Source organism: Mycobacterium sp. NGS54 (genome assembly GCF_059812465.1).
In genome coordinates this window covers 105,719-127,654 of sequence record NZ_JCALCS010000003.1, presented here as the reverse complement: position 1 = coordinate 127,654, position 21,936 = coordinate 105,719, and the positions used below count along the sequence as shown (strand labels likewise).

Sequence of the window (21,936 nt, the reverse complement as noted above, 5' to 3'; positions counted from 1 at the left end):
AGGCCTGAGCCGATGATCCCCGAGCCCCTGGCCAAGGGGTTCTGCTTCGGCGAGGGCCCGCGCTGGTTCGAAGGCCTGCTGTGGTTCTCCGACATGCTGGGCGAAGCCGTGCACACCGTCGACCTGCGGGGTTCGCTCACCACGCTGGCGCTGCCCGGGCGCTCCCCGTCCGGCCTCGGGTTTCGCCCCGACGGATCCCTGCTGATCGCCTCGACCGAGGACCGGCAGGTGCTGCGCTACGACGGCGAAACGGTCGAGGTCGTCGCCGACCTGGCCGACCTGACGCCGGTCAACCTGGGCGACATGGTCGTCGACGACGCCGGTCGCGCCTACATCGGCTGCCAGGCGTTCTCCGGTGGCGCGATCATCCGCCTCGACGCCGACGACACCGCCACCATCGCCGCCGAGGACCTCGACTTTCCCAACGGCATGGTGATCACGCCGGGCCGAAAGACGTTGATCGTCGCCGAATCGACGGGCCGCCGCCTGACCGCGTTCGCCATCGGCGACGACGGCGGGCTCGGCGGCCGCCGGGTCTTCGCCGACGGCCTGGACGGGCCGCCGGACGGCATCGCGCTCGACGCCGAGGGCGCCGTGTGGGCCGCCATGACGCTGGCGCACCAGTTCGAGCGGATCAGCGAGGGCGGCGCCGTGACCGACCGCATCGACATGGGCGAGCGGGCGGCGATCGCGTGCGCGTTCGGCGGTCCCGCGCGCCGTACGCTGTTTCTGCTGTCGAGCACCGACGCTTATCCCCAGCGACTGATCGGCACCCGGCTCTCGCAGCTGGACGCGGTGACCGTTGACACCGCCGGCGCGGGCCTACCCTGACACCCGGAAGGCAAAGGATGACCGACTCCTACTACGAGCTGATCGACGACGCCGACCCGCGGGGCGAGAAGTTTGCGGCGACCGATCTGGCGCGCGGCACCTGGTCGGCCGCCATCCAGCACGGCGGCCCGGTGTCGGCGCTGTTGGTCCGGGCGCTGGAACGGTGTGGGCGGCGCGACGACACCCGGCTCGGCCGGGTCGTCATCGACCTGCTGGGTGGGGTGCCGGCCGAGGGTGACCTTTGGGTCAGCTCGCAAGTGCAGCGGGGCGGCAAACAGATCGAGCTCGTCACGGCCGAGATGCTGGCGCCGGGGCCCGATGGCGAACCCCGGCCGGTGGCCCGCGCCAGCGGGTGGCGGTTGCAGCACCAAGACACGCACGCGGTGGCTCACGGCGCAGCTCCCCTGCCCCGGCCGCGGGCCGAGGCCCGCGACCGCAACCTCCGGGCCAGGGATTGGGACCGCAACTACGTGCACAGCCTGGACTGGCTGTGGCTGACCGAACCGCTGAGCGAGGGCCCGGGCGAATCCTGGATCAAGCCGACCGTCGACCTCGTCAAGGACGAGGCCATGACCCCGCTGGAGCGGCTGTTCGCGGTGGCCGACTGCGCCAACGGCATCGGCAGCAAGCTGGACATCACCAAGTGGACGTTCCTCAACACCGACCTCGCGGTGCACGTGTTCCGGATCCCCGACGGCGACTGGATCGGCATTCGCGCGGAGACCAGCTACGGCCCGGACGGCATCGGCACGACGGTCGGCACACTTTTCGACGAGGGGGGCGCGGTCGGCGCCATTCAACAATGCGTGCTGGTGCGCGGGCGCCCCGGCCGGGAAGCGAAAAAACAGTGACACGCTCGCCATACTTCGTAAAGTTTCAGTTATGAGCCAGCCGGCCCCAGCCGCGGACATCGACACCTCGACACGTCAGCGCATCCTCGACGCCACGGCCGAGGTGCTCGGCCGCAACGGCAAGACCAAGCTCAGCCTGTCCGAGGTGGCCGCCCAGGCGGGCGTCTCGCGTCCCACGCTGTACCGCTGGTTCGCCTCGAAAGAGGAGTTGCTGTCGGCGTTTTCACACTACGAGCGGCAGGAATTCGAGAGCGGTCTGGTCAAGGCCACCGCCGGACTCAAGGGCGCCGACAAGCTCGACGCCGTGCTGCGATTCATCGTCGAATACCAGCATTCGTACTCCGGGGTGCGCATGGTCGACGTCGAGCCCGAGCACACCATCGCGCAGTTCGGCCGCGTCATCCCGCAGATGCGCGACGGCCTGCAACGGCACCTCTCCGGCCCCAACGCCGCGGTGCGGGCCGCGACGGTCATCCGGATCGCGATCTCGCACTACATCGTCCGAAGCGACGATGCCGACCAGTTCCTGGAGCAATTGCGCCACGCGGTCGGGATCAAGGGCGGCCCCTGATCAGTCGAGCCGCACCGCGACCTTGACGCGGCCCTTCTCGTCGCGGCTGGCGCGCGCGTGCCCGGTGCGGTCGGCGCCGCCGAAGTTGAGCAGTGTGATCGGCCCGCCCTCGCCGAGGAAGTTTCGCCACCACGTCTTGCTGTCGGGCGACATGACGTTGATGACGATGCCGTCGCCGGAGCGGCGGTACCCGACCGGGGTCTGGATCGTCTTGCCCGAACGCCTGCCGACATAGCGAATCTTGATCAACCCGCGCCGTACCAGTGGCCCCACGACGGGGGCGTCGATCAAGCCGTCAAAGACGTTATTGATGATTCCGGCGATGGGCGTGTCGAAGATTCCGGATGCCATGAATGCCAGCGTATGTCAGACGGCGCGATAAGGATCAGTCGAACAGCACGGCCGCGTTCAGGTAGCCGGTCGGGTCCAGGGCGGCTTTGACCGCCCGCATTGCGGCGATGTCGGCGGGCTCCCGCGACATGCCCAGGTACTGGCGCTTGCGGCTGCCGACACCATGCTCGGAGCTGACGTTGCCGCCACACCGCGCGATGAGGTCCATCATCGGCGCATACAGCGCCTGCTCGCGCTCGGGCGGGCAACGCAGCACGTTGAGGTGCAGGTTGCCCTCGCCGACGTGGCCGAACAGAAGGGGCAGCGCCTCGGGCGCATGAACGCAGGCCAAATCGACTGCCTGCCTTGCGAATTCGCCGACGGCCGACAGCGGCAGAGACACGTCGAACTTCAGCGGTGGCCCGTAAATGCCGAGCACGTCAGCCAGCGATTCCCGCACGCGCCACAACCGTTGCTGCGCAGCGGCATCCACGCCGACCGCGGGTTCCCCACACAGATGGACGCCGTCCAGCAGGTCGGCGAGCCGATCCGTCTGGTCGTGGTCGGCGGCCAGCTCCACCAGCAGCAGCCAGTCTCCCCGCACGGGCGCGCCGACCCCGAGGTGTTCGGCGGTCAGCGCGGCGGCCCGGCCGTCGATCAGCTCCAAAGCCGCGATCCCATCCACGTCGCGAAACGCGCGGCCGGCGTCGACCAGCGCCTCGAGTTCGGAGAACCCGCAGACCGCCGTCACCCGGTGCGACGGCGTGGGATGCAACCGCAGGTCCAGCGCGGTGATCACGCCGAGGGTGCCCTCGGCGCCGACGAACAGCGCCGGCAGGTCGTAGCCCGTGTTGTCGCTGCGCACCTCGCTGTGGCGGCGCATCAGCGAACCGTCGGGCAGCGCCACCTGCAGGCCGACGACCTGCTCGCCCATGTTGCCGTAGCGCACGGTGCGCAGCCCCCCGGCGTTCGTCGACGCCATGCCGCCGACGGTGGCGGTGTCGCGGGCGGCGAGATCCACGCCGAACACCAAACCCGCTGCGGCAGCGGCGTTTTGCACGGCGGCCAGAGCGGCTCCGGCGCCGGCCGAGACGCGGCGCTCGACGGTGTCCACGTCGCCGAGCCCGCAGAGGCGTTCGGTCGACAGCAACACGTCGTCATGCTCGGGGACGGTCCCGGCCACCAGCGAGGTCCGTCCGCCCTGCACGGTCACGTGCGCGCCCGCGTCGCGGCACACCCGCAGCGCCTCGGCGACCTCCTCGGCCGACCCCGGCCGCACCAGCGCGCTCGCGCGCCCCCGATAGCGCCCGGTGTGATCGACGCTGCGGCCGGCCAGGACGTCGGCGTCGGTGACGACGTGGTTGGAACCGACAATCTTTTTCAGATCCGCAAGGCCGCCGGGCATGCTCGCGGTTATAGCACCGCCGCCCCGTGCCCGGCCAAGGCCCCCGACTGGGCGCCAGTCAGCCGATGCGGCGTTTGGTCCGCTCGCTCAGGAAGTTCGACCAGGAAGCCACCTCGGGGTGCTGATGGAGCAAGGCTCGGCGCTGTCGCTCCGTCATGCCGCCCCAGACACCGAATTCCACTTTGTTGTCCAACGCCTCGGCGGCACACTCGCGCATGACCGGGCAGTGGCGGCACAACACCGCCGCCTTGCGCTGGGCGGCACCCGTCACAAAGAGCCCGTCGGGATCGGTGTCGATGCACAGGGCTCTCGCCGTCCACCGATCCGGTTCCTCCGCGTCCGCGCCGCGGCCCACGCCTCGCAACCTCGTCCCCTTCTTCCGGTCCGATATCCCCACTGACGTGCGTCTTAGATGATTCCCCCGCGCCGCGCCGCTTAAACGACACGAGTCGATAGTGGGCGAGCGCCGGACTAGACGGGCCGAAGGTCAGAACTCTTTGTGGTTCACGTCGGTGATCAGCCCGCCGTCCATGACGAATTCGCTTCCCGTCGAGTAAGACGACTCGTCGCTGGCCAGGAACAGCACGAAAGTCGCGACCTCGCGGACCTCACCGGGACGGCCGAGCGGGATGGTGACCATGTCTTCGGGTAGGTGCGCGGTCATCGGGGTGCGGATGAAACCGGGGTGGATCGAATTCACCCGGATGTTCAACGGCGCCAACTCCAGCGCCGCCGACTTGGCCAGCCCGCGCACGCCCCACTTGGACGCGACGTACGGGTGCACCATCGGCGCGCCACGCAGCCCCTCGATCGACGAGACGTTGATGATGGAGCCACCCCCGGCCGCGGTCATCGGCTCGACAACCGCCCGCATGCCCAGGAAGGTGCCGGTCAGGTTGACGTCGATCACCTTCTGCCACTTGTCCAGCTTGAAGTCCTTCAACGGCCCCAGCGCAACCGTTCCCGCGTTGTTGACCAGCACGTTGAGCTTGCCGAATTCACCGACGGCGGTCGCGACTGCGGCGTCCCACTGGTCGGGCTGGGTGACGTCGAGGTGGACGTAGCGCGCGGCGTCGCCGATCTCTTCGGCGAGCGCCTTGCCCTGGTCGTCGAGGATGTCGCCGATAACGACCTTGGCGCCTTCCTCGACCAGCAGCCGCGCATCTTCGGCGCCCATGCCGCCGGCGGCGCCACTGATCAGCGCTACCTTGCCGTCAACCCGTCCCATTAATCAGTCCTTTCGAATTTACTGAGCTACCAAGTCTTTTGGCGCATAAAGTCCCTTACCGGTGACCAGCGGCAGGTCCAAGGTGGTCGTGATCCCCGGCGGCGCGGCGATCACCGCCGGGATCGCGTTGACGATCCGACCGGCGGCTCCGGCGATCGCGGCGTGGTTGTGGTCGCCCTTGCGGCTGCTCGGAACGATGTCCACCGCGTAGGACGGCTCGCCGGTGATCTCGACGCGATACGAGCCGTCGCCCGAAGCGGGCTGCGGCAGGTCGGGGCGCAGGTCGGGCCGCAGCCGGGTGACGTGTTCGATGACGATCGCGGGGTGGCCCTTGACCATGCCGCGGATCTCGAACTGCAGCACGGCCAGCGTGCCCTTGGCCACGTGTCCGATCGCGATGTCGAAGTCCTCGGGCGCCGGCTCGCGCTGGTAGGACTCGGTGATCTCGTCGACCTCGATACCCAGCCCGGCCGCCAGCTGACGGATCGCCGTCCCCCACGCGATGCTCAGCACGCCCGGCTGCAGCAGCATCGGGACGTAATCCAGCGGCTGGGCGAACCCCATATAGCTCATCACCTCGACGCCGTCGTAGCTCGCGTAGTCGTGAATCTCCATGCAGCGCACCTGCTCGATGCGCTGACAGGTTCCGGCGAGCGCGAACGGGATCAGGTCGTTGGCGAATCCGGGATCCACGCCGCTGATGAAGATGCTCGAATTGCCTTGCCGGGCAGCATCTTCCACGCGGGCGATGTACTTGTCGGGCATGACGCCCCACGGGTACTGCAGCAATCCGGGTGACGACCCGACGACGTTGATGCCGGCGCCCAGGATGCGCATCACGTCCGCCATCGCGTCGGGCAGCCGCGTATCGCCCATGGCGCAGTAGACGACGCACTCGGGCTTGGCGGCCAGGATGGCGTCGAGGTCCGAAACGGCGCCGACGCCGGTCACAGTGTCGGCGTCGAGGCCCACGCCGCACAGTTGTCCGGCGTCCTTGCCCACCTTCTCCGGCGTGGAAACGCACACGCCCGTCAGTTCGAATCGGGGGTCGGTGATCAGGTGGGCCAGGGCCAGCCCTCCGACATTTCCGGTGCCGACGTGTGCGACGCGGATGGCCATGAGAGTCTCCGTCCCTCGAACGCTCGAAACGTTTCTAGACAGTAGTCCACAACTTCTGCGACGCCTACCGGCCGGGCAGAATGGAAACGCTGATGACGCAACGCGAGGACGTCCGATTCAGATCCGGTGCCGACCGGATCAGCGCGTGGCTGTACCGACCGGAGCGCGGTGGCCCCGCGCCGCTGCTGGTGATGGCGCACGGGCTGGGTGCGGTGCGCACCATGCGACTGGACGCCTATGCCGAACGATTCAGCGCCGCCGGCTACGCCTGCCTGGTGTTCGACTACCGCAACTTCGGCGACAGCGAAGGCCAGCCGCGGCAGCTGCTCGACATCGGCATGCAGCTCGCGGACTGGGCGGCCGCGGTCGCCCACGCCCACACCCTGGGTGGCGTCGATCACGATCGAATCGGCGTGTGGGGCACCTCTTTTGGCGGCGGGCACGTGATCGCGACGGCGGCCCGGGTGCCGGGCATCGAGGCCGCCGTGGCCCAATGCCCCTTCACCGACGGCGTCGCATCCGCGCGCACGCTCAGCCCGGCGATCTTCGGCCGTGTCGGCCTGCTGGCCGCGCGCGACCTCTTCGCGGCCCGGCTGGGCAGGTCGCCGGTCACGATTCCCGCGGCCGGCAAGCCGGGTGAGGTCGCCCTGATGAACGCGCCCGATGTGTACCCCGGCTACATGAGGCTGGTCCCCGAGGGCCAGACGGTGCCCAACGAGGTCGCCGCCCGGCTCGCCTTGAAGGTCATCACCTACCGGCCGGGCCGGCTGGCCGCGAAGGTGGCCTGCCCGATCCTGTTCTGCGTCTGCGAGGCCGACTCGGTGGCTCCCCCGGTGCCGACGCTGCGCTACGCGGCGAAGGCCCCGCGCGGCGAGGTCCGCATGTATCCCGAGGGGCATTTCGATATCTACGTCGGCGACGCGTTCGAGCGCGTCGTCGCGGACCAACTCGCCTTTCTCGACCGACACCTCTAGCGTGTGACTGCTTAGAACTTGCGCAAAACGCCGGACTTCCCGGCGGGACGGATTTACCCTCGGTCAATACCTAATACCCACGGTTCCGGATAACTCCCATTGGGCCGGGATGGGGTCCGTGGGGAAAGGACGGGGAGATGTCCGACTTAATTGCTGCCCCTGAGACCTTGGCGTCAACGGCCGCCGATGTGCAAAGCATCGGTTCGGCGATCGACGCGGCCGGCGCGAATGCCGCGGGACAAACGACCGGTTTGCTCGCGGCGGCCGAGGACGAGGTGTCGGCGGCCATCGCGAACCTGTTCGGCGCGTACGGCCGGGAATATCAAGCGCTTCTCGGGCAGGCCGAAAGTTTTCATAGCCAGTTCACCCGGGCCTTGGGGGCCGCGGCGGCCGCCTACGCGCAAGCCGAGGCGACAGGCGCGGCCCTTCTCGGGGTGGCACCGGTCACCGGCGGCGCGTCCACCGGCGGCGTCCCGCTCTCGGCGGTGCAGTTGGCCCCCGGAGACCCGCTGTTCGCGTTGATCATGGGCGGCACGAACAACCCGCAACCGGACCCCAAATATCTGACGAGCGTCTTTAACTCGTACATCAAGCCCCTGTACCCGTCGGTCTCGTCGCCGCCGTTGCCGGTCTTCACGCCCGAGCAGTTCTGGCCGGTGACGCCGAACCTCGGCAGCATGACGTTCGGCCAGTCCGTGGCCAAGGGCGTCACGTTGCTGAACAACGCGATCACTTCGACACTGAGCGACCCGAACAATAGCGCCGTGGTTTTCGGCTACTCGCAGAGCGCCGCGATCGCCACTAACGAGATAAACGCCCTCATGGCGGCGGGATCCCCGTATCAGGGCCACTTGAACTTCGTGCTGATCGGCAATCCCAACAACCCCGTCGGCGGCATCCTCGAGCGCTTCCCCGGCTTCTACATCCCATTCCTGGACGTGGCGTTCAACGGCGCGACCCCGCCGAATTCGCCGTACCCGACCTCGATTTACACATACCAATACGACGGCATCGCCGACCTACCCCAGTACCCGCTCAATCTCGTCTCCGACCTCAACGCGTTCATGGGCTATTTCTTCGTCCACAGCTCCTATCCCGACCTGACGGCTACCCAGGTGGGCACCGCCGTGCAGCTGCCCACGTCGCCCGACTACACCGGCAACACGAAGTACTACATGTTCATGACCCAGAACCTGCCGCTGCTGGAGCCGATCCGCGCCATCCCCTACGCCGGTCCGCCGATCGCCGACATCTTCCAGCCGGATCTGCGCGTGCTCGTCGACCTGGGCTACGGCGACTACGGGCCGGGCGCCAACTACGCGAACATTCCCACCCCGGCCGGACTGTTCGACCTGCCGAACCCGTTCACGGTCATTCCCGACCTCGCCCTGGGCGCCGTGCAGGGTCCCTATGGCGCCGCGGTCGAGATCGGGGTGGAAGCCGGCCTGCTGTCGCCCTCGTACTTCCCGGACACCTACCCGTGGGTTCCGTCCATCAACCCGGGCCTGAACGTGTCGTTCGGCCAGTCCAGCACGACGCTGCTGTCCCTGCTGAGCGGGGCGGCCGGGAACGTGCTGCACCTGATCCCGCCGCCCAATTTCGGCTGACGGCTACGGGCCGAGCGGGGAATGCTGCCGGATCGACTCGTCGCGAATCAAACCCCGCAGCAGCGCGGTGCTGAACTCGGCGGCGATCTCCTTGGCGGTGCGCCGCCCGCTCGGCCGCAGCCACCGGTAGCTGCCCAGCGTCATCCCGATGTAGCCCAGCGCCACCACGTGGGAGTCGCACTTGTAGAACTCGCCGCTGGCGATCCCGCGGTCGATGAGCCCGTGCACGTGCTCGTAGACCTGGGCCTCCTTCTCGCGGACCTCGGCGACCTGCTCGGAGGTGAACCACTCGGTGATGTACGGCTGCTCCTGGAAGTACACGGCGGCCCGCTCCGGATTGGCCGCGATCCCGGTCAGCAGGCGGACGGTGTACTGGTAGAGCGCCTCGCGGGCCGTCCACGACGGATCGTCGTGCACGGCGGCCAGCGTGCCCTCGGCGGCCTGGCGGTAGATGTCGAAGAGGATCAGCGACTTGCTGGCGTAGTAGTGGTAGACGGTCGCCTTGTTCAGCCCGATCACGTCGGCGACGTCGTCCATCCGGGTGCCGTGATAGCCGCGCGCGGCGAACAGCTTGGTGGCGACGGCCAGCAACTCCTCGCGGCGGGTCAGCCCGTTCTCGGATGGCATTTGTCTCTGGGTGCTCTCTATCGTTCACCGCCGGCGGGCCACGCTGGGGCCCGGATAAGGCAAAGTATCAATCAACTGGTTGGACAGTTTAAGCGCACCGCCGCCTGTCGCAGCGGCGCGTCTGGGACTAGCATGGTGTGTCGAACCGGTCGCGAGTCGAGAGGTGGGGACATGGATCCGAGTCCGGACTATGACATGAGCGACGAGATCGAGTTCTTCTTCAAGTACGTCCCGTGGGGTCTGCGCGGCGTCGTCGACGGCAACGGATACCCGCCTCCGGCGTACCCGCCCGTCTAGAGCGCCTTTAGCTCCTCGGCGACCTCCGTCACCGACTTCTTCGCGTCCCCGAACAGCATCGTGGTCCCGTCGGCGTAGAACAGCGGGTTGTCGATGCCCGCGAATCCCGAGTTCATCGACCGCTTCAGCACGATCACCGATTTCGCCTTGTCCACGTTGAGGATCGGCATGCCATAGATCGGGCTGGACGCCTCGTTGCGGGCCGCCGGGTTGGTGACGTCGTTGGCGCCGATGACGATCGCGACGTCGGTGCGCGCGAACTCGTCGTTGATGTCGTCCATGTCCTTCATCGCGTCGTAGTCCACCTCGGCCTCGGCCAGCAGCACGTTCATGTGCCCGGGCATGCGGCCGGCGACCGGGTGGATCGCGTACTTCACCGCGACACCCTTGTCCTCGAGCAGCGAGGCCATGTCCTTGACGGCGTGCTGGGCCTGCGCGACGGCCAGGCCGTAGCCCGGCACCACGATCACCTGGTTGGCGTAGGCCATCTGGATGGCCGCGTCGGCGGCCGACGTCGCCTTGACGTGCTTGTCGCCGCCGCCGTCGGCGCTGGGCGCCACCCCGCCGCCGCCGAAACCGCCCGCGACGATCGCGGGAATGGAGCGGTTCATGGCCTTGGCCATCAGGTTGGTCAGGATCGAGCCGGACGCGCCGACGATCATGCCGGCCACGATCATCGCGGTGTTGTTCAGCGCCAAACCGGCCGCGGCGGCCGACAGCCCCGTCATCGCGTTCAGCAGGGAGATGACCACCGGCATGTCGGCGCCGCCGATGGGCAGCACCACCATCAGGCCGAGCACGCCGGCGGCGGCCAGCAGGCCGATCATCCACCACAGGGCCACCCCACCGGTGCCCGGATGCGCGCCCAGGCCGATGACGACCGCGGCGGCCACCGCGCCGGCCAGCAGCAGCAGGTTGATCGGTTGCTGGGCCCTCCCGAAGCCGATCGGCGATCCGGAGATGATCTCCTGCAGCTTGCCGAAGGCGATGATCGAACCCCAGAACGAGATCGACCCGATGATCGCGGCGAACAACGACGCGACCACGATGTGCACGGTAGGCGACTCGCCGTGCTGGAAGGCCGAAAAGCCTTGGGTTTCAATGAATTCCGACAGCGCGATGAGGGCGACGGTGCCACCGCCGACGCCGTTGAAGAACGCCACCAGCTGCGGCATAGCGGTCATCTTTGTGTAGCGGGCCGGCGGGACGCCGAGCGCGACGCCCACGACCAGCCCGAGGATGATCAGCACCCACTGGTCGGTGTGCCGGATCTTGATGAGCGTCGCCGTCACGGCCAGGGCCATGCCCACCGCGGCGATCAGGTTGCCGCGCACGGCGGTCTTGGGCCCGGTCAGGCCCATCAGCCCATAGATGAACAGCGAGAACGAGATGATGTAGAGGACGGTGACCAGGTAGTTCATTTGGCGACCTCGTCAACTTTGGCGGGCACCGGCTTCTTCTTGCCCTTGAACATCCCGAGCATCCGGTCGGTGACGATGAAACCGCCGATGACGTTGAGCGTGCCGAACACCACCGCGACGAACAGGATGATCTGCACCGCGAGCGACGGGTGCTCGACCTCCCCGAACACCACCAGCGCGCCGAGCACCACGATCCCGTGGATGGCGTTGGTGCCCGACATCAGCGGCGTGTGCAGCGTGTTGGGCACCTTCGAGATCACCGCGAACCCGACGAACCCGGACAGCACCAGGATCGCCAGGTTGGCCAACAGCTCGTCGTACATCTAAGAGTCCTTTCGATCGCGGGTCACACACGACTCCGCGATGACTTCGTCGTCGAAGTCCGGCGCCAGCTTCCCGTCCTTGATCAGCAGGTCCAGCAGCGCCGTGATGTTCTTGCTGTACAGCTCGCTGGCGTGCTCGGGCATGGTCGCGGGCAGGTTCAGCGGCGAGGCGATGGTGACGTCGTGCTTGACGACGGTGCGGCCCGGCTCGGTCAGTTCGCAGTTGCCGCCGGTCTCACCGGCGAGGTCGACGATCACGCTGCCGGGTTTCATCGCCTCCACCGCCGCTGCGGTCACCAGCCGCGGCGCCGGGCGGCCGGGCACGAGCGCGGTGGTGATCACCACGTCGAATCCGGCGATCGCGTCTTCCAGCGCCTTCTGCTGTTGGGCGCGCTCCTCGTCGGTCAGCTCGCGGGCGTAGCCGCCCTCACCGGCCGCGTCGATGCCGACGTCGAGCCACTGCGCACCCACCGAGCGGACCTGGTCGGCCACCTCCGGACGCACGTCGTAGCCGGTGGTGCGGGCGCCCAGCCGCTTGGCCGTCGCCAGCGCCTGCAGCCCGGCCACCCCGACGCCGAGCACCAGCACGGTGGCGGGCTTCACGGTTCCCGCCGCGGTGGTGAGCATCGGGAAGAACCGGGTCGATTCGGAGGCCGCCAGCAGGACGGCCTTGTACCCGGCCACGTTGGCCTGTGATGACAGGGCATCCATCACCTGGGCGCGCGAGATGCGGGGAATCGCCTCCAGCGCGAACGCCTGAACCCCGGCCTGCTTCAGCGCACCGATCGCGTTGTCGGCGTTGCGCGGCGCCAGAAAACCGATCAGCGTCTGGCCGCGGTGCAACCGGGCGACCTCGTCGGCGGTCGGCGGCGCGACCTTGACGACCACGTCGGCCGCCCAGGCGTCCCCGATGCTCGCCCCCACCTCGGTGTACAGCCCGTCGGGCAGCAGCGCGCCCTCGCCCGCACCGGACTCGACCACCACCGCCAAACCGCTGTTGACCAGCGACGCGACCGCCTTCGGCACCAGCGCGACGCGCCGCTCGTCGGCCCCGGACTCGGCGACCACCCCCACCGTCGTCTGCGCATCTGTCATGGCGCGTACATCTACTTTCCTTATGTCTTTGGCTTGCCGCAGACACCCTAACCTGTCACCAGAGCGGGATATCTTGCCCGTGTTCCGATGCGGGCCGGGGCCCGAAGTAGCGGCGCTCCGACTCCTCGATCGGCACGTCGTTGATACTGGCCTCGCGGCGCGCCATCAGCCCCGACTCGCTGAACTCCCACAACTCGTTTCCGTAGCTGCGGTACCACTGGCCTTCGTGGTCGCGGCACTCGTACTGGAACCGCACCGCGATGCGGTTGTCGTGGAAGTCCCACAGGCTCTTGCGCAGCGAGTAGTCGAGTTCGCGCTCCCACTTGCGGGTCAGGAACGCGACGATCTCGTCGCGGCCCACGATGTGTTCGCCGCGATTGCGCCAGTGCGAGTCGGGCGTGTACGCGAGGCTGACGCGCTCGGGGTCGCGGGTGTTCCAGGCGTCCTCGGCGGCCTGTACCTTCTGCAACGCAGTTTCGAAGGTGAACGGCGGGAACGGGGGGCGGGATTCGGTCATGGCGCCATGTCTACCGCGAGCAGACAGTGAATCGCACGAATTGTCACTGCGGCATGCGATTCTGCGTCTGCTCGCGCTGAAAGATATCGTGACGGTCATGGACTTCGCGATGTCGGCCAAAGCCAGCGACTACCACAAGCGATTGTCCGACTTCATGATCGAGAACGTCTTCCCGGCCGAGGCCGCATACGACAAATACCGTCACGAGGCCGGCCCCGATGACCACACCGTTCCGCCGATCATCGAAGAACTGAAAAACAAGGCCAAACAGCAGGGCCTGTGGAACCTGTTCCTGCCGGCCGAGTCGGGCCTCACCAACCTGGAATACGCCCCGCTGGCCGAGCTGACCGGCTGGAGCCTGGAGATCGCGCCCGAGGCGCTCAATTGCGCGGCGCCCGATACCGGCAACATGGAGACCCTGCACCTGTTCGCCACCGAGGAGCAGCGCAAGCAGTGGCTGGAGCCCTTGCTGGCCGGGGAGATCCGCAGCGCCTTCTCGATGACCGAGCCCGCCGTCGCCAGCAGCGACGCCCGCAACATCGAAACGTCCATCGAGCGCGACGGCGCCGACTACGTCATCAACGGCCGCAAGTGGTGGACGTCCGGGGCGGCCGACCCGCGCTGCAAGATCCTCATCGTGATGGGCCGCACCAACCCCGACGCCGCCAGCCACCAACAGCAGTCGATGGTGCTGGTGCCGATCGACACCCCGGGCGTGACCGTCGTCCGCTCGACGACGGTCTTCGGTTACCAGGACCAGCCCGGGCACTGCGAGATCATCTACGACAACGTCCGGGTGCCGGTCACCAACCTGCTCGGCGAGGAGGGTGCCGGCTTCGCGATCGCCCAGGCCCGGCTGGGACCGGGCCGCATCCACCACTGCATGCGGGCGCTGGGCGGCGCCGAACGCGCGCTGGCCCTGATGGCCGACCGCGCCCGCAACCGGGTGGCGTTCGGCCGTCCGCTGGCCGAGCAGGGCGTGGTGCGGGAGGCAATTGCCAAGTCCCGCAACGAAATCGACCAGGCCCGGCTGCTGTGCGAGAAGGCGGCGTGGACCATCGACCAGCACGGCAACAAGGCCGCCCATCTGCTGGTCTCGCAGATCAAGGCGGTCGCCCCGCAGGTGGCGTGCAACGTGATCGACCGCGCGATCCAGGTGCACGGCGCCGCCGGCGTCAGCGAGGACACCGTGCTGGCCCGGTCGTACGGCTGGCATCGCGCCATGCGCCTTTTCGACGGACCCGACGAGGTGCACATGCGGACCATCGCGCGCTACGAGCTCGGCGGGGAGCAATCCGCGCTCGCCGCGGCGGTAACCCGGCATGGCTGAGGCCGTGCGAGAACTGTCCGGCGCGTGGAACTTTCGTGATGTCGCTGACGGTGTCGACGCGCTGCGGCCCGGGCGGGTGTTCCGGTCCGGCGAGCTGAGCCGCCTCGACGACGACGGCCGCGCGACGCTGCGCCGGCTGGGCATCACGGACGTGGCCGACCTGCGCGCGGCGCGCGAGGTAGCCCGGCGCGGCCCGGGGCTGGTGCCCGACGCCATCGAGATCCACCTGCTGCCGGTTCCCGACCTCTCCGACCAACCCGACGACGACGGCGAGGCCGCCGCGCCGCACGAGGAGGCGTTCCAGCGGCTGCTGCGGGGTGAGTCCGACGGCTCCGAGGAATCGGTGAACGAGACCGCCGTCCGCTTCATGACCGACGAGTACCGCCAATTCCCAACGCGCAACGGGGCGCAGCGCGCGCTGCGCCGCGTCGTCACCCTGCTGGCCGCCGGGCGCCCGGTGCTCACCCACTGTTTCGCGGGCAAGGACCGCACCGGCTTCGTCATCGCGACCGTGCTCGAGGCGGTCGGCGTCGACCGCGACGCCATCGTCGCCGACTTCTTGCGCAGCAACGACGCCGTACCCGAGCTCCGGACGCACATCTACGAAATGATCCAGCAGCGCGGGGACACTGAACTGACGCCGGAGGTGGTGACCTTCACCGAAGCCCGGCTGTCCGACGGCGTCCTCGGTGTGCGTCCCGAATACCTGGCCGCCGCCCGCCAAACGATCGACACCGAATTCGGTTCGCTCGGCGCGTATCTGAGCGACGCGGGCATCACCCAGGCCGACCTGGATCGGCTGCGCACCCAACTGCTCGGCTGAGCCGCGTGCCGTCGGCGCAAACGCCGGACAGGATCGGCAGATCGCCCTAGGCTGACGGGGTCCGCCTGCAGCGGTCGAGTCACGCCTTTGCCGGGAAAGGATCAGGCCGATGACGTATGTGATCGCCGAGCCGCAGATGATGGCGTCGGTCGCGGCGGAAATCGAGGGAATCGGTTCGGCGTTCAGCGCCGCGACGGCCGCGGCGGCGGCCCCGACGTCGGGTCTGGCGGCGGCGGCCGGCGACGAGGTGTCGGCGGCCATCGCCGATGTGTTCGGCACGTTCGGCCAGGAGTATCAGGCCCTCGTCGCGCGGTTGGGGGCGTACCAGAGCCAGTTCCAGCAGACGCTCGCGTCTGCGGGAATCGCGTATGCGGAAACGGAGGCCGCCATCGCCGGCACCCTGGGGCTGGGAGCGGCCGCACCCGCGGCGCCGGTGCCCGCGGCCACCATTCCCCCGTTCCCGGCAAACCTGGTGTCGATTTTCATCGGCGGCACCGGGGTCCCCATCCCGTCACCGTCATTCGTCACCCGGGCCAACAACCTCTACGTCCGTTCGCTGACCACCTTGGAAGCGCTGTACACGCCCGAGCAGCTGTACCCGCTCACCGGTGTCAAGAGCCTGCCGCTGAATCAGTCGGTCGCCGAGGGCGTGACGATTCTCGACAACACGCTGTACAACACCATCCACAATCAGGGGCAATCGGTAACGGTTTTCGGCATTTCGCAGAGCGCCATCATCTCCTCGCTGGAGATGCAGAACCTCGCCAACGGCACCTCTTTGTTCGGTGCGAACCCGCCCCCTGTCAACATGCTCAACTTCGTGCTGACCGGCAACGAGGTCAACCCCAACGGCGGCATGCTGTCGCGGTTCCCGAATCTCTCCCTGCCCGCCCTGGGTCTGGACTTCTATCCGGCGATGAATGCCAACACGCCCTACCACGTGGCCAACTACACGCTGGAATACGACGGGTTCGCCGACTTCCCGCGGTATCCGATCAACATCGTTTCCGACCTGAACGCGGTCGCGGGAATCGTGTTCGTGCACACCACATATCTGGATCTGTCGACGACCCAGGTCAACAACGCGATTCAATTGCCGACGTCCCCGGGCTACACCGGAAACACCACGTATTACATGATTCCCACGGCGGACCTGCCGCTGCTGAAGCCGCTGGATGCCATCCCGGTCATCGGAAAGCCGCTGGTCGATCTGATCCAGCCGGACATAAAGGTACTGGTCAATCTGGGTTACGGTCCCGACCCCACCCTCGGCTACTCGACGAGCTACGCCGATGTGCCGACGCCGTTCGGCCTGTTCCCGGATGCCAACCCCACCACCGTGTTCAACGCGCTGGCGACCGGAACCCAGCAGGGAATCCACGACTTCTCCCTCGACCTGCAGCAGATCGCGTCGCAACCCCCCACCACCGTCGTGCCGCAGTTCGCCCTGCCGACTTCGCCGCCGGACCCGACGACGACGCTAGCCAATTTCCCGTCACCGCAACGGGTCTTCGACACCGTCAACAAGATCGTGTCGACCGACTACGCGGTCGCGCTTCCGACGGCCGACATCGGCTACTCGCTGGCCACCGAGCTGCCCTTCTACGACACCGAGCTTTTCCTGAGCCAGCTCGGGCAGGGCAACCTGGTCAACGCGATCGGCTATCCGATCGCGGCAGACGTGGGACTGGGAACGATCGCGGGAGGGGTCGAATTCCTCACCATCGCATCGGCACTCGCGAGCAACATCAAGGACATCCAGAGTCTCATTCCCTAACGCGCACAATGGATCCGGTACAAACACGCCACTCCCAGGCGGCGCCAGCGCTCCTACGCCCAAAAACGCCGTCGCAAAATGCCAACAAGGAGACGCTCGCGCTCCTAAGCTAGCTGGGTGCCGGTTCCGGCGATGCGCCTGGTCATCGGGTTAGCCGCGTCGTCGGGACTCCCGTGTCCGGAAGGGAAGAGCCGATGACGAGCTTGATCACGCAGCCCCAGATCTTGACGACGGCCGCAGCGGATGCTTCTGCGATTGGTTCGGCGATCGACGAGGCCAAGGCGGCCGCCGCGGGTCCAACCACGAGTCTGGCCGCCGCGGCCCAAGACGAGGTGTCGGCCATCACCGCGCAGTTCTTCGGCTCGTTCGGGCAGGAATACCAGGCGCTGCTGCAGCAGGCGTCCGCGTTCCACGGGCAGTTCGTTGCGGCGTTGGCCGGCGCCGGAAACGCTTACGCCCAGGCCGAAGCCCAGATCGCCGGCACGCTCGGGCTGAACGGCGCGGCGGGCGGCGTGCCGTTCACGGCGGTGACCCAGGCGGGCGACCCGGCCGTCAAAGCCATCCTGGTCATGACCGGCACCGGTACCGCCAACCCGCCACAGAGCTATGTGACCAACGTCAGCACCCGCTACCTGACCGCGTTCACCAGTGCTCTCACGCTCCCGGTGACGACGGCCGAGGGGTTGTATCCGTTCAGCGGCGTCAAAGACCTGACGCTGGACATCTCCTTGGCCCGCGGCGTCACCGCGCTGGACAACATCATCAACCAGCAGATCACGCCCGGCTTGGGTGGGCCGACGAATAGCGTTTCCATACTCGGCTATTCGCAGAGTGCGATCATCTCCTCGCTGGAGATGCCGAAACTCCTCGCCGAGGGCTTTGTGGGTTCACTCAACCCGGCGACGAACCAGGTGTACTTCACGTTGCTCGGTGACCCGGCCAATCCCAACGGCGGCCTGATTGCCCGCTTCCCGGGCCTGAGCTTCCCGAGCCTGGGCGTCACCTTCGGCACGTCCACGCCGAGCAATGACTTCCCGACCACCATTTGGTCGCTCGAATACGACGGCTTCGCCGACTTTCCGCGCTATCCGATCGATATCTTCTCCGACCTCAACGCCCTGGCCGGCATCGTGTTCATCCACGGAAGTTATCCGCATCTGACGCAGGCGACGCTGAATACGGCCGTGACGCTGGGGCAGTCCGGGAATCCGTCCATGACGACCTACAACATGATCCCCACCGAGAATCTGCCGCTGCTGACACCGCTGCGGCTGCTCCCGGTCATCGGCAACCCGCTCGCGGACCTGATCCAGCCGGACCTGAAGCTCCTCGTCAACTGGGGCTACGGCGACCCGAACTTCGGCTGGTCGACCAGCCCGGCCGATATCCAGACGCCGTTCGGCTTCCTGCCGCCGCTCAGCGCAACGACCGAACTGGGCGCCCTCTTGCCCGGCGCCACCGCACAGGGGGTCAGCGCCTTCGCCCACGACATGTCGAACCTTGCGAGTGCCCTTCCGGGAGCCGCGTCAACGGGCTTCGCCCAACTGACGTCGCCACCGTCCGCGTCGCTTCCGACCACGCCCACCGGCATCATCCAGGCCATCGAGTCCGCGAACACCAACATCGTCGGGACGCTGACGGCCGATGTCTCGACCGCCTACGGGACGCTGCTCCCGACCGCGGACATCGCGACCGCCGTCGTGGTGACCCTCCCGTCGTACGACCTCAACCTGTTCCTCGACGGCGTCACGCAAGCGCTTAACGGCGATCCGGTTGGGGGGCTCATGAACGCATTCGGCCGTCCGATCGCCGCCGACGTCGGATTGGTCACGCTCGCAGGCGGTTTCGAACTTATCAACTTCGTGAACGCGGGCGAGACGATCTTTACCGGCGTACCGAACCCAGGTCCCCAGTAATCGACGGGCGCTAGGCTAACGGAAACGGATAACGCTGCGGCGGAGGCGCTTTCCATCAGGGTTCGCTCTACAATCATGCGGAAGTCCGGTCGAGCCACAACCGTGAAGGCCGATAATCGATGACCAGTTTGGTTACGGAGCCGCAAGCCTTGGCGGCGGCCGCAGCAGACTTGGCGAAACTAGATTCCGCGATCAGCGCCGCCCGAGGCGCCGCCGCGGGGCCAACGACCAGTCTGGTTGCCGCGGCGGAAGATGAGGTGTCGGCGCTCACCGCGGCATTCTTTGGCGGATACGGCCAAGAGTTCCATGCGCTCCTGTGGCGGGCGGCGGCATTCCATGATCGGTTCACGACCGCATTAACCGTTGCCGGGAACGCGTATTCGGGAGCTGAGGCCGCGGCGTCGAACGCGCTGGGCACGCTCGAGGCCGACATCGAGGCGCTGCTGGGCGGCAGCGCCGCTCCCGTCTCGAGTACGGTCACGGGCGCATTGACGACCGCGGTGCCCGCGGTGCCGCCCGGTGACCCCGTCACGACATTGCTCATGGGCCCCAGCGGAATCCCGAACCCCACGCCGCAGCAGATCGCCCTCATCGTCCCGAAGTACATCGACCCGTTCTGGCCCAACACCGGCAACAATGTGGGAGTCTTCACGCCCGAGGGTCTATATCCGATCACCGGCATCAAAGACTTGACCTTCAACATCTCGGTGGCGCGTGGTGTGACCGCCCTGAACAACGCGATCCAGCCCCTCGCCGTCCCCGGAAACACCATCAACGTTTTCGGTTATTCACAGAGCACCGTTGTCGCCTCATTGGAAATGCAGGCGCTCGACCCCACCAATACGCCGGGCGGCAGCTTGCTACCGCCGGGCGTAACCCTGAACTTCACCCTTGTCGGCGACCCGAGCAACCCCAACGGTGGTCTGCTCACGCGCTTTCCAGGGCTGACCATGCCGAGCCTGGGCCTGACGTTCGGCACCGCGACGCCCGACAACTCCTTCCCGACCCGCATCTATACGATCGAGTACGACGGCTTCGCGGACTTCCCGAGGTATCCCATCAATCTCCTGTCCGATCTCAATGCCTTCATGGGCATCGCGACCGTGCACGGCACGTATCAGGATTTCACCCTCAGCCAGATACAAACGGCCACCCAGTTAACGAACACGTCCGGCCCCACCCAGACCCAATATTTCATCCTGCAAACACCCAACCTGCCGCTGCTGGAACCGGTGCGCGCGATCCCGATCCTCGGCAACCCCATCGCGGACCTGGTCCAGCCGGATCTGCGCGTCCTGGTCGACGTGGGCTACGGCAGCACCACCCAGGGCTGGTCACCGGACCCACCGAACGTGCCCACCCCGTTCGGGGTGATCCCGCCGGTCAGCCCGGGAGCGGTGCTGAGCGCTCTGTCCACGGCGACACCGCAGGGCATCGCCGCCTTCACTGCGGACGTCAATGCCGGAATCGCCGGCGTTCCGTCGCTCCCGCACGTCGCATTTTCCAACCTGACGTCGACAATCGAGCAGGTCGGTTCCGGCGGCATGACCTTCGGGCCGACTCCGTCACCGACGCCGCCCTCGCCCGACGCCCTCATCGCAAACCTGCAATGGGCGAACACGAGAATCACGAACACAATTGCGCGCTCGGCGTCGGCGGCCTACGCCACGCTGCTTCCGACAGCCGACATCGCGACCGCGGTCGCGGTCACCCTGCCGTCGTATGACATCAACCTCTTTCTCGACGGCATCACGCAGGTGGTCAACGGCGACCCCGTGGACGGGCTGATCTACGCGTTCGGCGCTCCGGTGGCCGCTGACATGGCGTTGGGCACGCTCGCCGGCGGTTTCGAAGCCCGAGTCATCTCGGGTGCCGCCAAGGAGATTTACTACGCCTTCCTGGACCAGCCCGTGCCGGAGCCCGGCTAAGGCTCGAGCACCAGCTTGCCCAGCACACCGCCGTCGGCCAGGCTCTGCAGCGCGGCCTGCCCCTCCGACAGCGGATAACGCTGCGGCGGAGGGGGTTTCAGCCCGAGAAAGACCAACTGGTTCAGCCCCCAGGCGAACAGGGCCGCCGAACCGGGAACCCTGTTGAGGTACTCGCCCCACGCGACGCCCACCACGCTGACGTTGCGCAGCAGCAGCCGGTTGACCTTCACGGTCGGAATGCCGCCGGCGGCGAAACCGATCACCAGCAGCTTGCCGTCGATCGCCAGGACCCGGATCGCGTCGTCGAACGCCGGGCCGCCGATGGGATCGACGACGATGTCGACCCCGCGGCCCTGGGTGTAGTCACGCACCTGGTCGGCCCAGCCTTCGGCCAGGGGCACGACGAGGTCGGCGCCCAGCGACGCGACGTAGTCGGCCGCGGCCTCGCGATGCACAACGGCCAGCACCTTTTTCGCGCCCATCGCCCGCGCCACCTGGATGGCCGCGGTGCCCACTCCGCCGGCGGAACCCAGCACCAGGACCGTGTCGCCCGGCCGCATCGCGGCGCGGCGCGACAGCGCGAAGTACATGGTGTTGTAGTTCACGAGCAGCGAAACCGCCTCGGCGTCATCGAGTTCCGCGGGGCTGCGCATCACGTTGGGTACGGGAACGGCCACCTGCTCCGCGTAGGAACCCAGGATCCCGAACGCCGAGACCCGCTCGCCCACCCGGAACCCCGAGCCCTCCGGCGCCGAGCTGACCACACCGGCGGCTTCCATGCCCGGGACGAACGGCGGGGGCAGCTTCAGCTGGTACTCGCCCTTGGTCAGCAGCAGGTCGGGAAAGCACACCCCGGCGGCCCGGACGTCGATGACGACGTGGTTGGCGTCGGCGCTGACGTCATCGATATCGGTGAAGACCATGCCGTCCGGACCGGACAGCTCTTGCACCACACAGGCTTTCATG

At 67.6% G+C, this 21,936-nt stretch carries 22 protein-coding genes; 11 read left to right on the top strand and 11 right to left on the bottom strand.

The genetic code is table 11. The features are described from left to right. Nucleotides 1–12 precede the first annotated feature (12 nt). Genes AC5Y5E_RS09555 through AC5Y5E_RS09545 form a run of 3 tightly spaced genes read left to right on the top strand, consistent with a single transcriptional unit; the run spans nucleotide 13 to nucleotide 2,253 of the window. The gene (locus tag AC5Y5E_RS09555) at nucleotides 13–831 is read left to right on the top strand and encodes an SMP-30/gluconolactonase/LRE family protein (RefSeq protein ID WP_499902754.1); all 819 of its coding nucleotides are present in this window, start codon (nucleotides 13–15) and stop codon (nucleotides 829–831) included. A gap of 17 nt (nucleotides 832–848) precedes the next feature. After that, nucleotides 849–1,682, top strand: a complete 834-nt coding sequence (locus AC5Y5E_RS09550; RefSeq protein WP_499902753.1) for a thioesterase family protein — start codon at nucleotides 849–851, stop codon at nucleotides 1,680–1,682. Nucleotides 1,683–1,713: 31 nt separating this feature from the next. Next, nucleotides 1,714–2,253 carry a TetR/AcrR family transcriptional regulator gene (locus tag AC5Y5E_RS09545; protein ID WP_499902752.1) on the top strand — a complete coding sequence of 180 codons (540 nt, stop codon included), beginning with the start codon at nucleotides 1,714–1,716 and terminating at the stop codon, nucleotides 2,251–2,253. Here the strand turns inward: AC5Y5E_RS09545 and AC5Y5E_RS09540 are convergent, their stop codons facing one another. From AC5Y5E_RS09540 to AC5Y5E_RS09520, 5 genes are all read right to left on the bottom strand, one after another. Further along, nucleotides 2,254–2,604: a PNPOx family protein gene (locus AC5Y5E_RS09540; protein ID WP_499902751.1), complete on the bottom strand. Its 351-nt coding sequence runs from the start codon at nucleotides 2,602–2,604 to the stop codon at nucleotides 2,254–2,256. It lies immediately after the preceding gene. Nucleotides 2,605–2,638: 34 nt separating this feature from the next. Continuing rightward, nucleotides 2,639–3,988, bottom strand: coding sequence for an FAD-binding oxidoreductase (locus tag AC5Y5E_RS09535; RefSeq protein WP_499902750.1), 1,350 nt, complete (start codon nucleotides 3,986–3,988; stop codon nucleotides 2,639–2,641). 58 nt (nucleotides 3,989–4,046) lie between these two features. Further along, on the bottom strand, nucleotides 4,047–4,385 hold the full coding sequence (locus AC5Y5E_RS09530) for a WhiB family transcriptional regulator (protein WP_499902749.1): 339 nt from the start codon (nucleotides 4,383–4,385) through the stop codon (nucleotides 4,047–4,049). Between the two features lie 90 nt (nucleotides 4,386–4,475). Next, a complete protein-coding gene (locus AC5Y5E_RS09525) occupies nucleotides 4,476–5,216 on the bottom strand; it encodes a glucose 1-dehydrogenase (RefSeq protein ID WP_499902748.1) in 741 nt (246 codons plus the stop codon). Between the two features lie 18 nt (nucleotides 5,217–5,234). Next, nucleotides 5,235–6,335 carry an NAD(P)H-dependent amine dehydrogenase family protein gene (locus AC5Y5E_RS09520; RefSeq protein WP_499902747.1) on the bottom strand — a complete coding sequence of 367 codons (1,101 nt, stop codon included), beginning with the start codon at nucleotides 6,333–6,335 and terminating at the stop codon, nucleotides 5,235–5,237. 92 nt (nucleotides 6,336–6,427) lie between these two features. On the opposite strand from AC5Y5E_RS09520, the gene AC5Y5E_RS09515 reads away from it, so the two are divergent. Together AC5Y5E_RS09515 and AC5Y5E_RS09510 are read left to right on the top strand one after the other, a co-directional pair. Further along, entirely contained in the window at nucleotides 6,428–7,309 is an 882-nt protein-coding gene (locus AC5Y5E_RS09515; RefSeq protein WP_499902746.1) for an alpha/beta hydrolase, read from the top strand. A gap of 137 nt (nucleotides 7,310–7,446) precedes the next feature. Beyond that, on the top strand, nucleotides 7,447–8,916 hold the full coding sequence (locus AC5Y5E_RS09510; protein WP_499902745.1) for a PE family protein: 1,470 nt from the start codon (nucleotides 7,447–7,449) through the stop codon (nucleotides 8,914–8,916). Nucleotides 8,917–8,919: 3 nt separating this feature from the next. Here the strand turns inward: AC5Y5E_RS09510 and AC5Y5E_RS09505 are convergent, their stop codons facing one another. Beyond that, a complete protein-coding gene (locus tag AC5Y5E_RS09505; protein ID WP_499902744.1) occupies nucleotides 8,920–9,543 on the bottom strand; it encodes a TetR/AcrR family transcriptional regulator in 624 nt (207 codons plus the stop codon). A gap of 171 nt (nucleotides 9,544–9,714) precedes the next feature. Between AC5Y5E_RS09505 and AC5Y5E_RS09500 the strand changes: the two genes are divergently transcribed. Beyond that, nucleotides 9,715–9,840 (top strand): hypothetical protein, encoded by a 126-nt coding sequence (locus tag AC5Y5E_RS09500; RefSeq protein WP_108637325.1) that lies wholly within the window; start codon nucleotides 9,715–9,717, stop codon nucleotides 9,838–9,840. Here AC5Y5E_RS09500 and AC5Y5E_RS09495 read toward each other — a convergent pair. Genes AC5Y5E_RS09495 through AC5Y5E_RS09480 form a run of 4 tightly spaced genes read right to left on the bottom strand, consistent with a single transcriptional unit; the run spans nucleotide 9,837 to nucleotide 13,196 of the window. After that, entirely contained in the window at nucleotides 9,837–11,261 is a 1,425-nt protein-coding gene (locus AC5Y5E_RS09495) for an NAD(P)(+) transhydrogenase (Re/Si-specific) subunit beta (RefSeq protein ID WP_499902743.1), read from the bottom strand. The genes AC5Y5E_RS09500 and AC5Y5E_RS09495 overlap by 4 nt on opposite strands. Further along, entirely contained in the window at nucleotides 11,258–11,584 is a 327-nt protein-coding gene (locus AC5Y5E_RS09490) for an NAD(P) transhydrogenase subunit alpha part 2 (RefSeq protein WP_066933457.1), read from the bottom strand. Before AC5Y5E_RS09490 ends, AC5Y5E_RS09495 begins: the two co-directional genes overlap by 4 nt. Further along, the gene (locus AC5Y5E_RS09485) at nucleotides 11,585–12,679 is read right to left on the bottom strand and encodes a Re/Si-specific NAD(P)(+) transhydrogenase subunit alpha (protein WP_499902742.1); all 1,095 of its coding nucleotides are present in this window, start codon (nucleotides 12,677–12,679) and stop codon (nucleotides 11,585–11,587) included. Between the two features lie 55 nt (nucleotides 12,680–12,734). Further along, nucleotides 12,735–13,196: a nuclear transport factor 2 family protein gene (locus tag AC5Y5E_RS09480; protein ID WP_499902741.1), complete on the bottom strand. Its 462-nt coding sequence runs from the start codon at nucleotides 13,194–13,196 to the stop codon at nucleotides 12,735–12,737. Between the two features lie 109 nt (nucleotides 13,197–13,305). On the opposite strand from AC5Y5E_RS09480, the gene AC5Y5E_RS09475 reads away from it, so the two are divergent. The 5 genes from AC5Y5E_RS09475 to AC5Y5E_RS09455 all read left to right on the top strand — a co-directional run bounded on the left by AC5Y5E_RS09475 (nucleotide 13,306) and on the right by AC5Y5E_RS09455 (nucleotide 20,970). Next, the gene (locus tag AC5Y5E_RS09475) at nucleotides 13,306–14,526 is read left to right on the top strand and encodes an acyl-CoA dehydrogenase family protein (RefSeq protein WP_499903266.1); all 1,221 of its coding nucleotides are present in this window, start codon (nucleotides 13,306–13,308) and stop codon (nucleotides 14,524–14,526) included. Beyond that, nucleotides 14,519–15,349, top strand: coding sequence for a tyrosine-protein phosphatase (locus AC5Y5E_RS09470; RefSeq protein WP_499902740.1), 831 nt, complete (start codon nucleotides 14,519–14,521; stop codon nucleotides 15,347–15,349). The genes AC5Y5E_RS09475 and AC5Y5E_RS09470 overlap by 8 nt, the downstream gene beginning before the upstream one ends. Nucleotides 15,350–15,458: 109 nt before the next feature. Continuing rightward, nucleotides 15,459–17,126: a PE family protein gene (locus AC5Y5E_RS09465; protein ID WP_499902739.1), complete on the top strand. Its 1,668-nt coding sequence runs from the start codon at nucleotides 15,459–15,461 to the stop codon at nucleotides 17,124–17,126. Between the two features lie 194 nt (nucleotides 17,127–17,320). Continuing rightward, nucleotides 17,321–19,042, top strand: a complete 1,722-nt coding sequence (locus tag AC5Y5E_RS09460; protein WP_499902738.1) for a PE-PPE domain-containing protein — start codon at nucleotides 17,321–17,323, stop codon at nucleotides 19,040–19,042. A gap of 119 nt (nucleotides 19,043–19,161) precedes the next feature. Further along, nucleotides 19,162–20,970 (top strand): PE family protein, encoded by a 1,809-nt coding sequence (locus tag AC5Y5E_RS09455; protein ID WP_499902737.1) that lies wholly within the window; start codon nucleotides 19,162–19,164, stop codon nucleotides 20,968–20,970. On the opposite strand, the gene AC5Y5E_RS09450 is transcribed toward AC5Y5E_RS09455, so the two are convergent. Beyond that, complete coding sequence (locus AC5Y5E_RS09450; protein WP_499902736.1) at nucleotides 20,967–21,935, bottom strand: NADPH:quinone oxidoreductase family protein; 969 nt, start codon at nucleotides 21,933–21,935, stop codon at nucleotides 20,967–20,969. The genes AC5Y5E_RS09455 and AC5Y5E_RS09450 overlap by 4 nt on opposite strands. Between the last annotated feature and the right edge of the window lies 1 nt (nucleotide 21,936).

Excerpts from the sequence above, each read along its gene's own strand:
- AC5Y5E_RS09555 (WP_499902754.1), top strand. The coding sequence starts at position 13 with ATGATCCCCGAGCCCCTGGCCAAGGGGTTCTGCTTCGGCGAGGGCCCG.
- AC5Y5E_RS09550 (WP_499902753.1), top strand. The coding sequence starts at position 849 with ATGACCGACTCCTACTACGAGCTGATCGACGACGCCGACCCGCGGGGC.
- AC5Y5E_RS09545 (WP_499902752.1), top strand. The coding sequence starts at position 1,714 with ATGAGCCAGCCGGCCCCAGCCGCGGACATCGACACCTCGACACGTCAG.
- AC5Y5E_RS09540 (WP_499902751.1), bottom strand. The coding sequence starts at position 2,604 with ATGGCATCCGGAATCTTCGACACGCCCATCGCCGGAATCATCAATAAC.
- AC5Y5E_RS09535 (WP_499902750.1), bottom strand. The coding sequence starts at position 3,988 with ATGCCCGGCGGCCTTGCGGATCTGAAAAAGATTGTCGGTTCCAACCAC.
- AC5Y5E_RS09525 (WP_499902748.1), bottom strand. The coding sequence starts at position 5,216 with ATGGGACGGGTTGACGGCAAGGTAGCGCTGATCAGTGGCGCCGCCGGC.
- AC5Y5E_RS09520 (WP_499902747.1), bottom strand. The coding sequence starts at position 6,335 with ATGGCCATCCGCGTCGCACACGTCGGCACCGGAAATGTCGGAGGGCTG.
- AC5Y5E_RS09515 (WP_499902746.1), top strand. The coding sequence starts at position 6,428 with ATGACGCAACGCGAGGACGTCCGATTCAGATCCGGTGCCGACCGGATC.
- AC5Y5E_RS09510 (WP_499902745.1), top strand. The coding sequence starts at position 7,447 with ATGTCCGACTTAATTGCTGCCCCTGAGACCTTGGCGTCAACGGCCGCC.
- AC5Y5E_RS09505 (WP_499902744.1), bottom strand. The coding sequence starts at position 9,543 with ATGCCATCCGAGAACGGGCTGACCCGCCGCGAGGAGTTGCTGGCCGTC.
- AC5Y5E_RS09500 (WP_108637325.1), top strand. The coding sequence starts at position 9,715 with ATGGATCCGAGTCCGGACTATGACATGAGCGACGAGATCGAGTTCTTC.
- AC5Y5E_RS09495 (WP_499902743.1), bottom strand. The coding sequence starts at position 11,261 with ATGAACTACCTGGTCACCGTCCTCTACATCATCTCGTTCTCGCTGTTC.
- AC5Y5E_RS09490 (WP_066933457.1), bottom strand. The coding sequence starts at position 11,584 with ATGTACGACGAGCTGTTGGCCAACCTGGCGATCCTGGTGCTGTCCGGG.
- AC5Y5E_RS09485 (WP_499902742.1), bottom strand. The coding sequence starts at position 12,679 with ATGACAGATGCGCAGACGACGGTGGGGGTGGTCGCCGAGTCCGGGGCC.
- AC5Y5E_RS09480 (WP_499902741.1), bottom strand. The coding sequence starts at position 13,196 with ATGACCGAATCCCGCCCCCCGTTCCCGCCGTTCACCTTCGAAACTGCG.
- AC5Y5E_RS09475 (WP_499903266.1), top strand. The coding sequence starts at position 13,306 with ATGTCGGCCAAAGCCAGCGACTACCACAAGCGATTGTCCGACTTCATG.
- AC5Y5E_RS09470 (WP_499902740.1), top strand. The coding sequence starts at position 14,519 with ATGGCTGAGGCCGTGCGAGAACTGTCCGGCGCGTGGAACTTTCGTGAT.
- AC5Y5E_RS09465 (WP_499902739.1), top strand. The coding sequence starts at position 15,459 with ATGACGTATGTGATCGCCGAGCCGCAGATGATGGCGTCGGTCGCGGCG.
- AC5Y5E_RS09460 (WP_499902738.1), top strand. The coding sequence starts at position 17,321 with ATGACGAGCTTGATCACGCAGCCCCAGATCTTGACGACGGCCGCAGCG.
- AC5Y5E_RS09455 (WP_499902737.1), top strand. The coding sequence starts at position 19,162 with ATGACCAGTTTGGTTACGGAGCCGCAAGCCTTGGCGGCGGCCGCAGCA.
- AC5Y5E_RS09450 (WP_499902736.1), bottom strand. The coding sequence starts at position 21,935 with ATGAAAGCCTGTGTGGTGCAAGAGCTGTCCGGTCCGGACGGCATGGTC.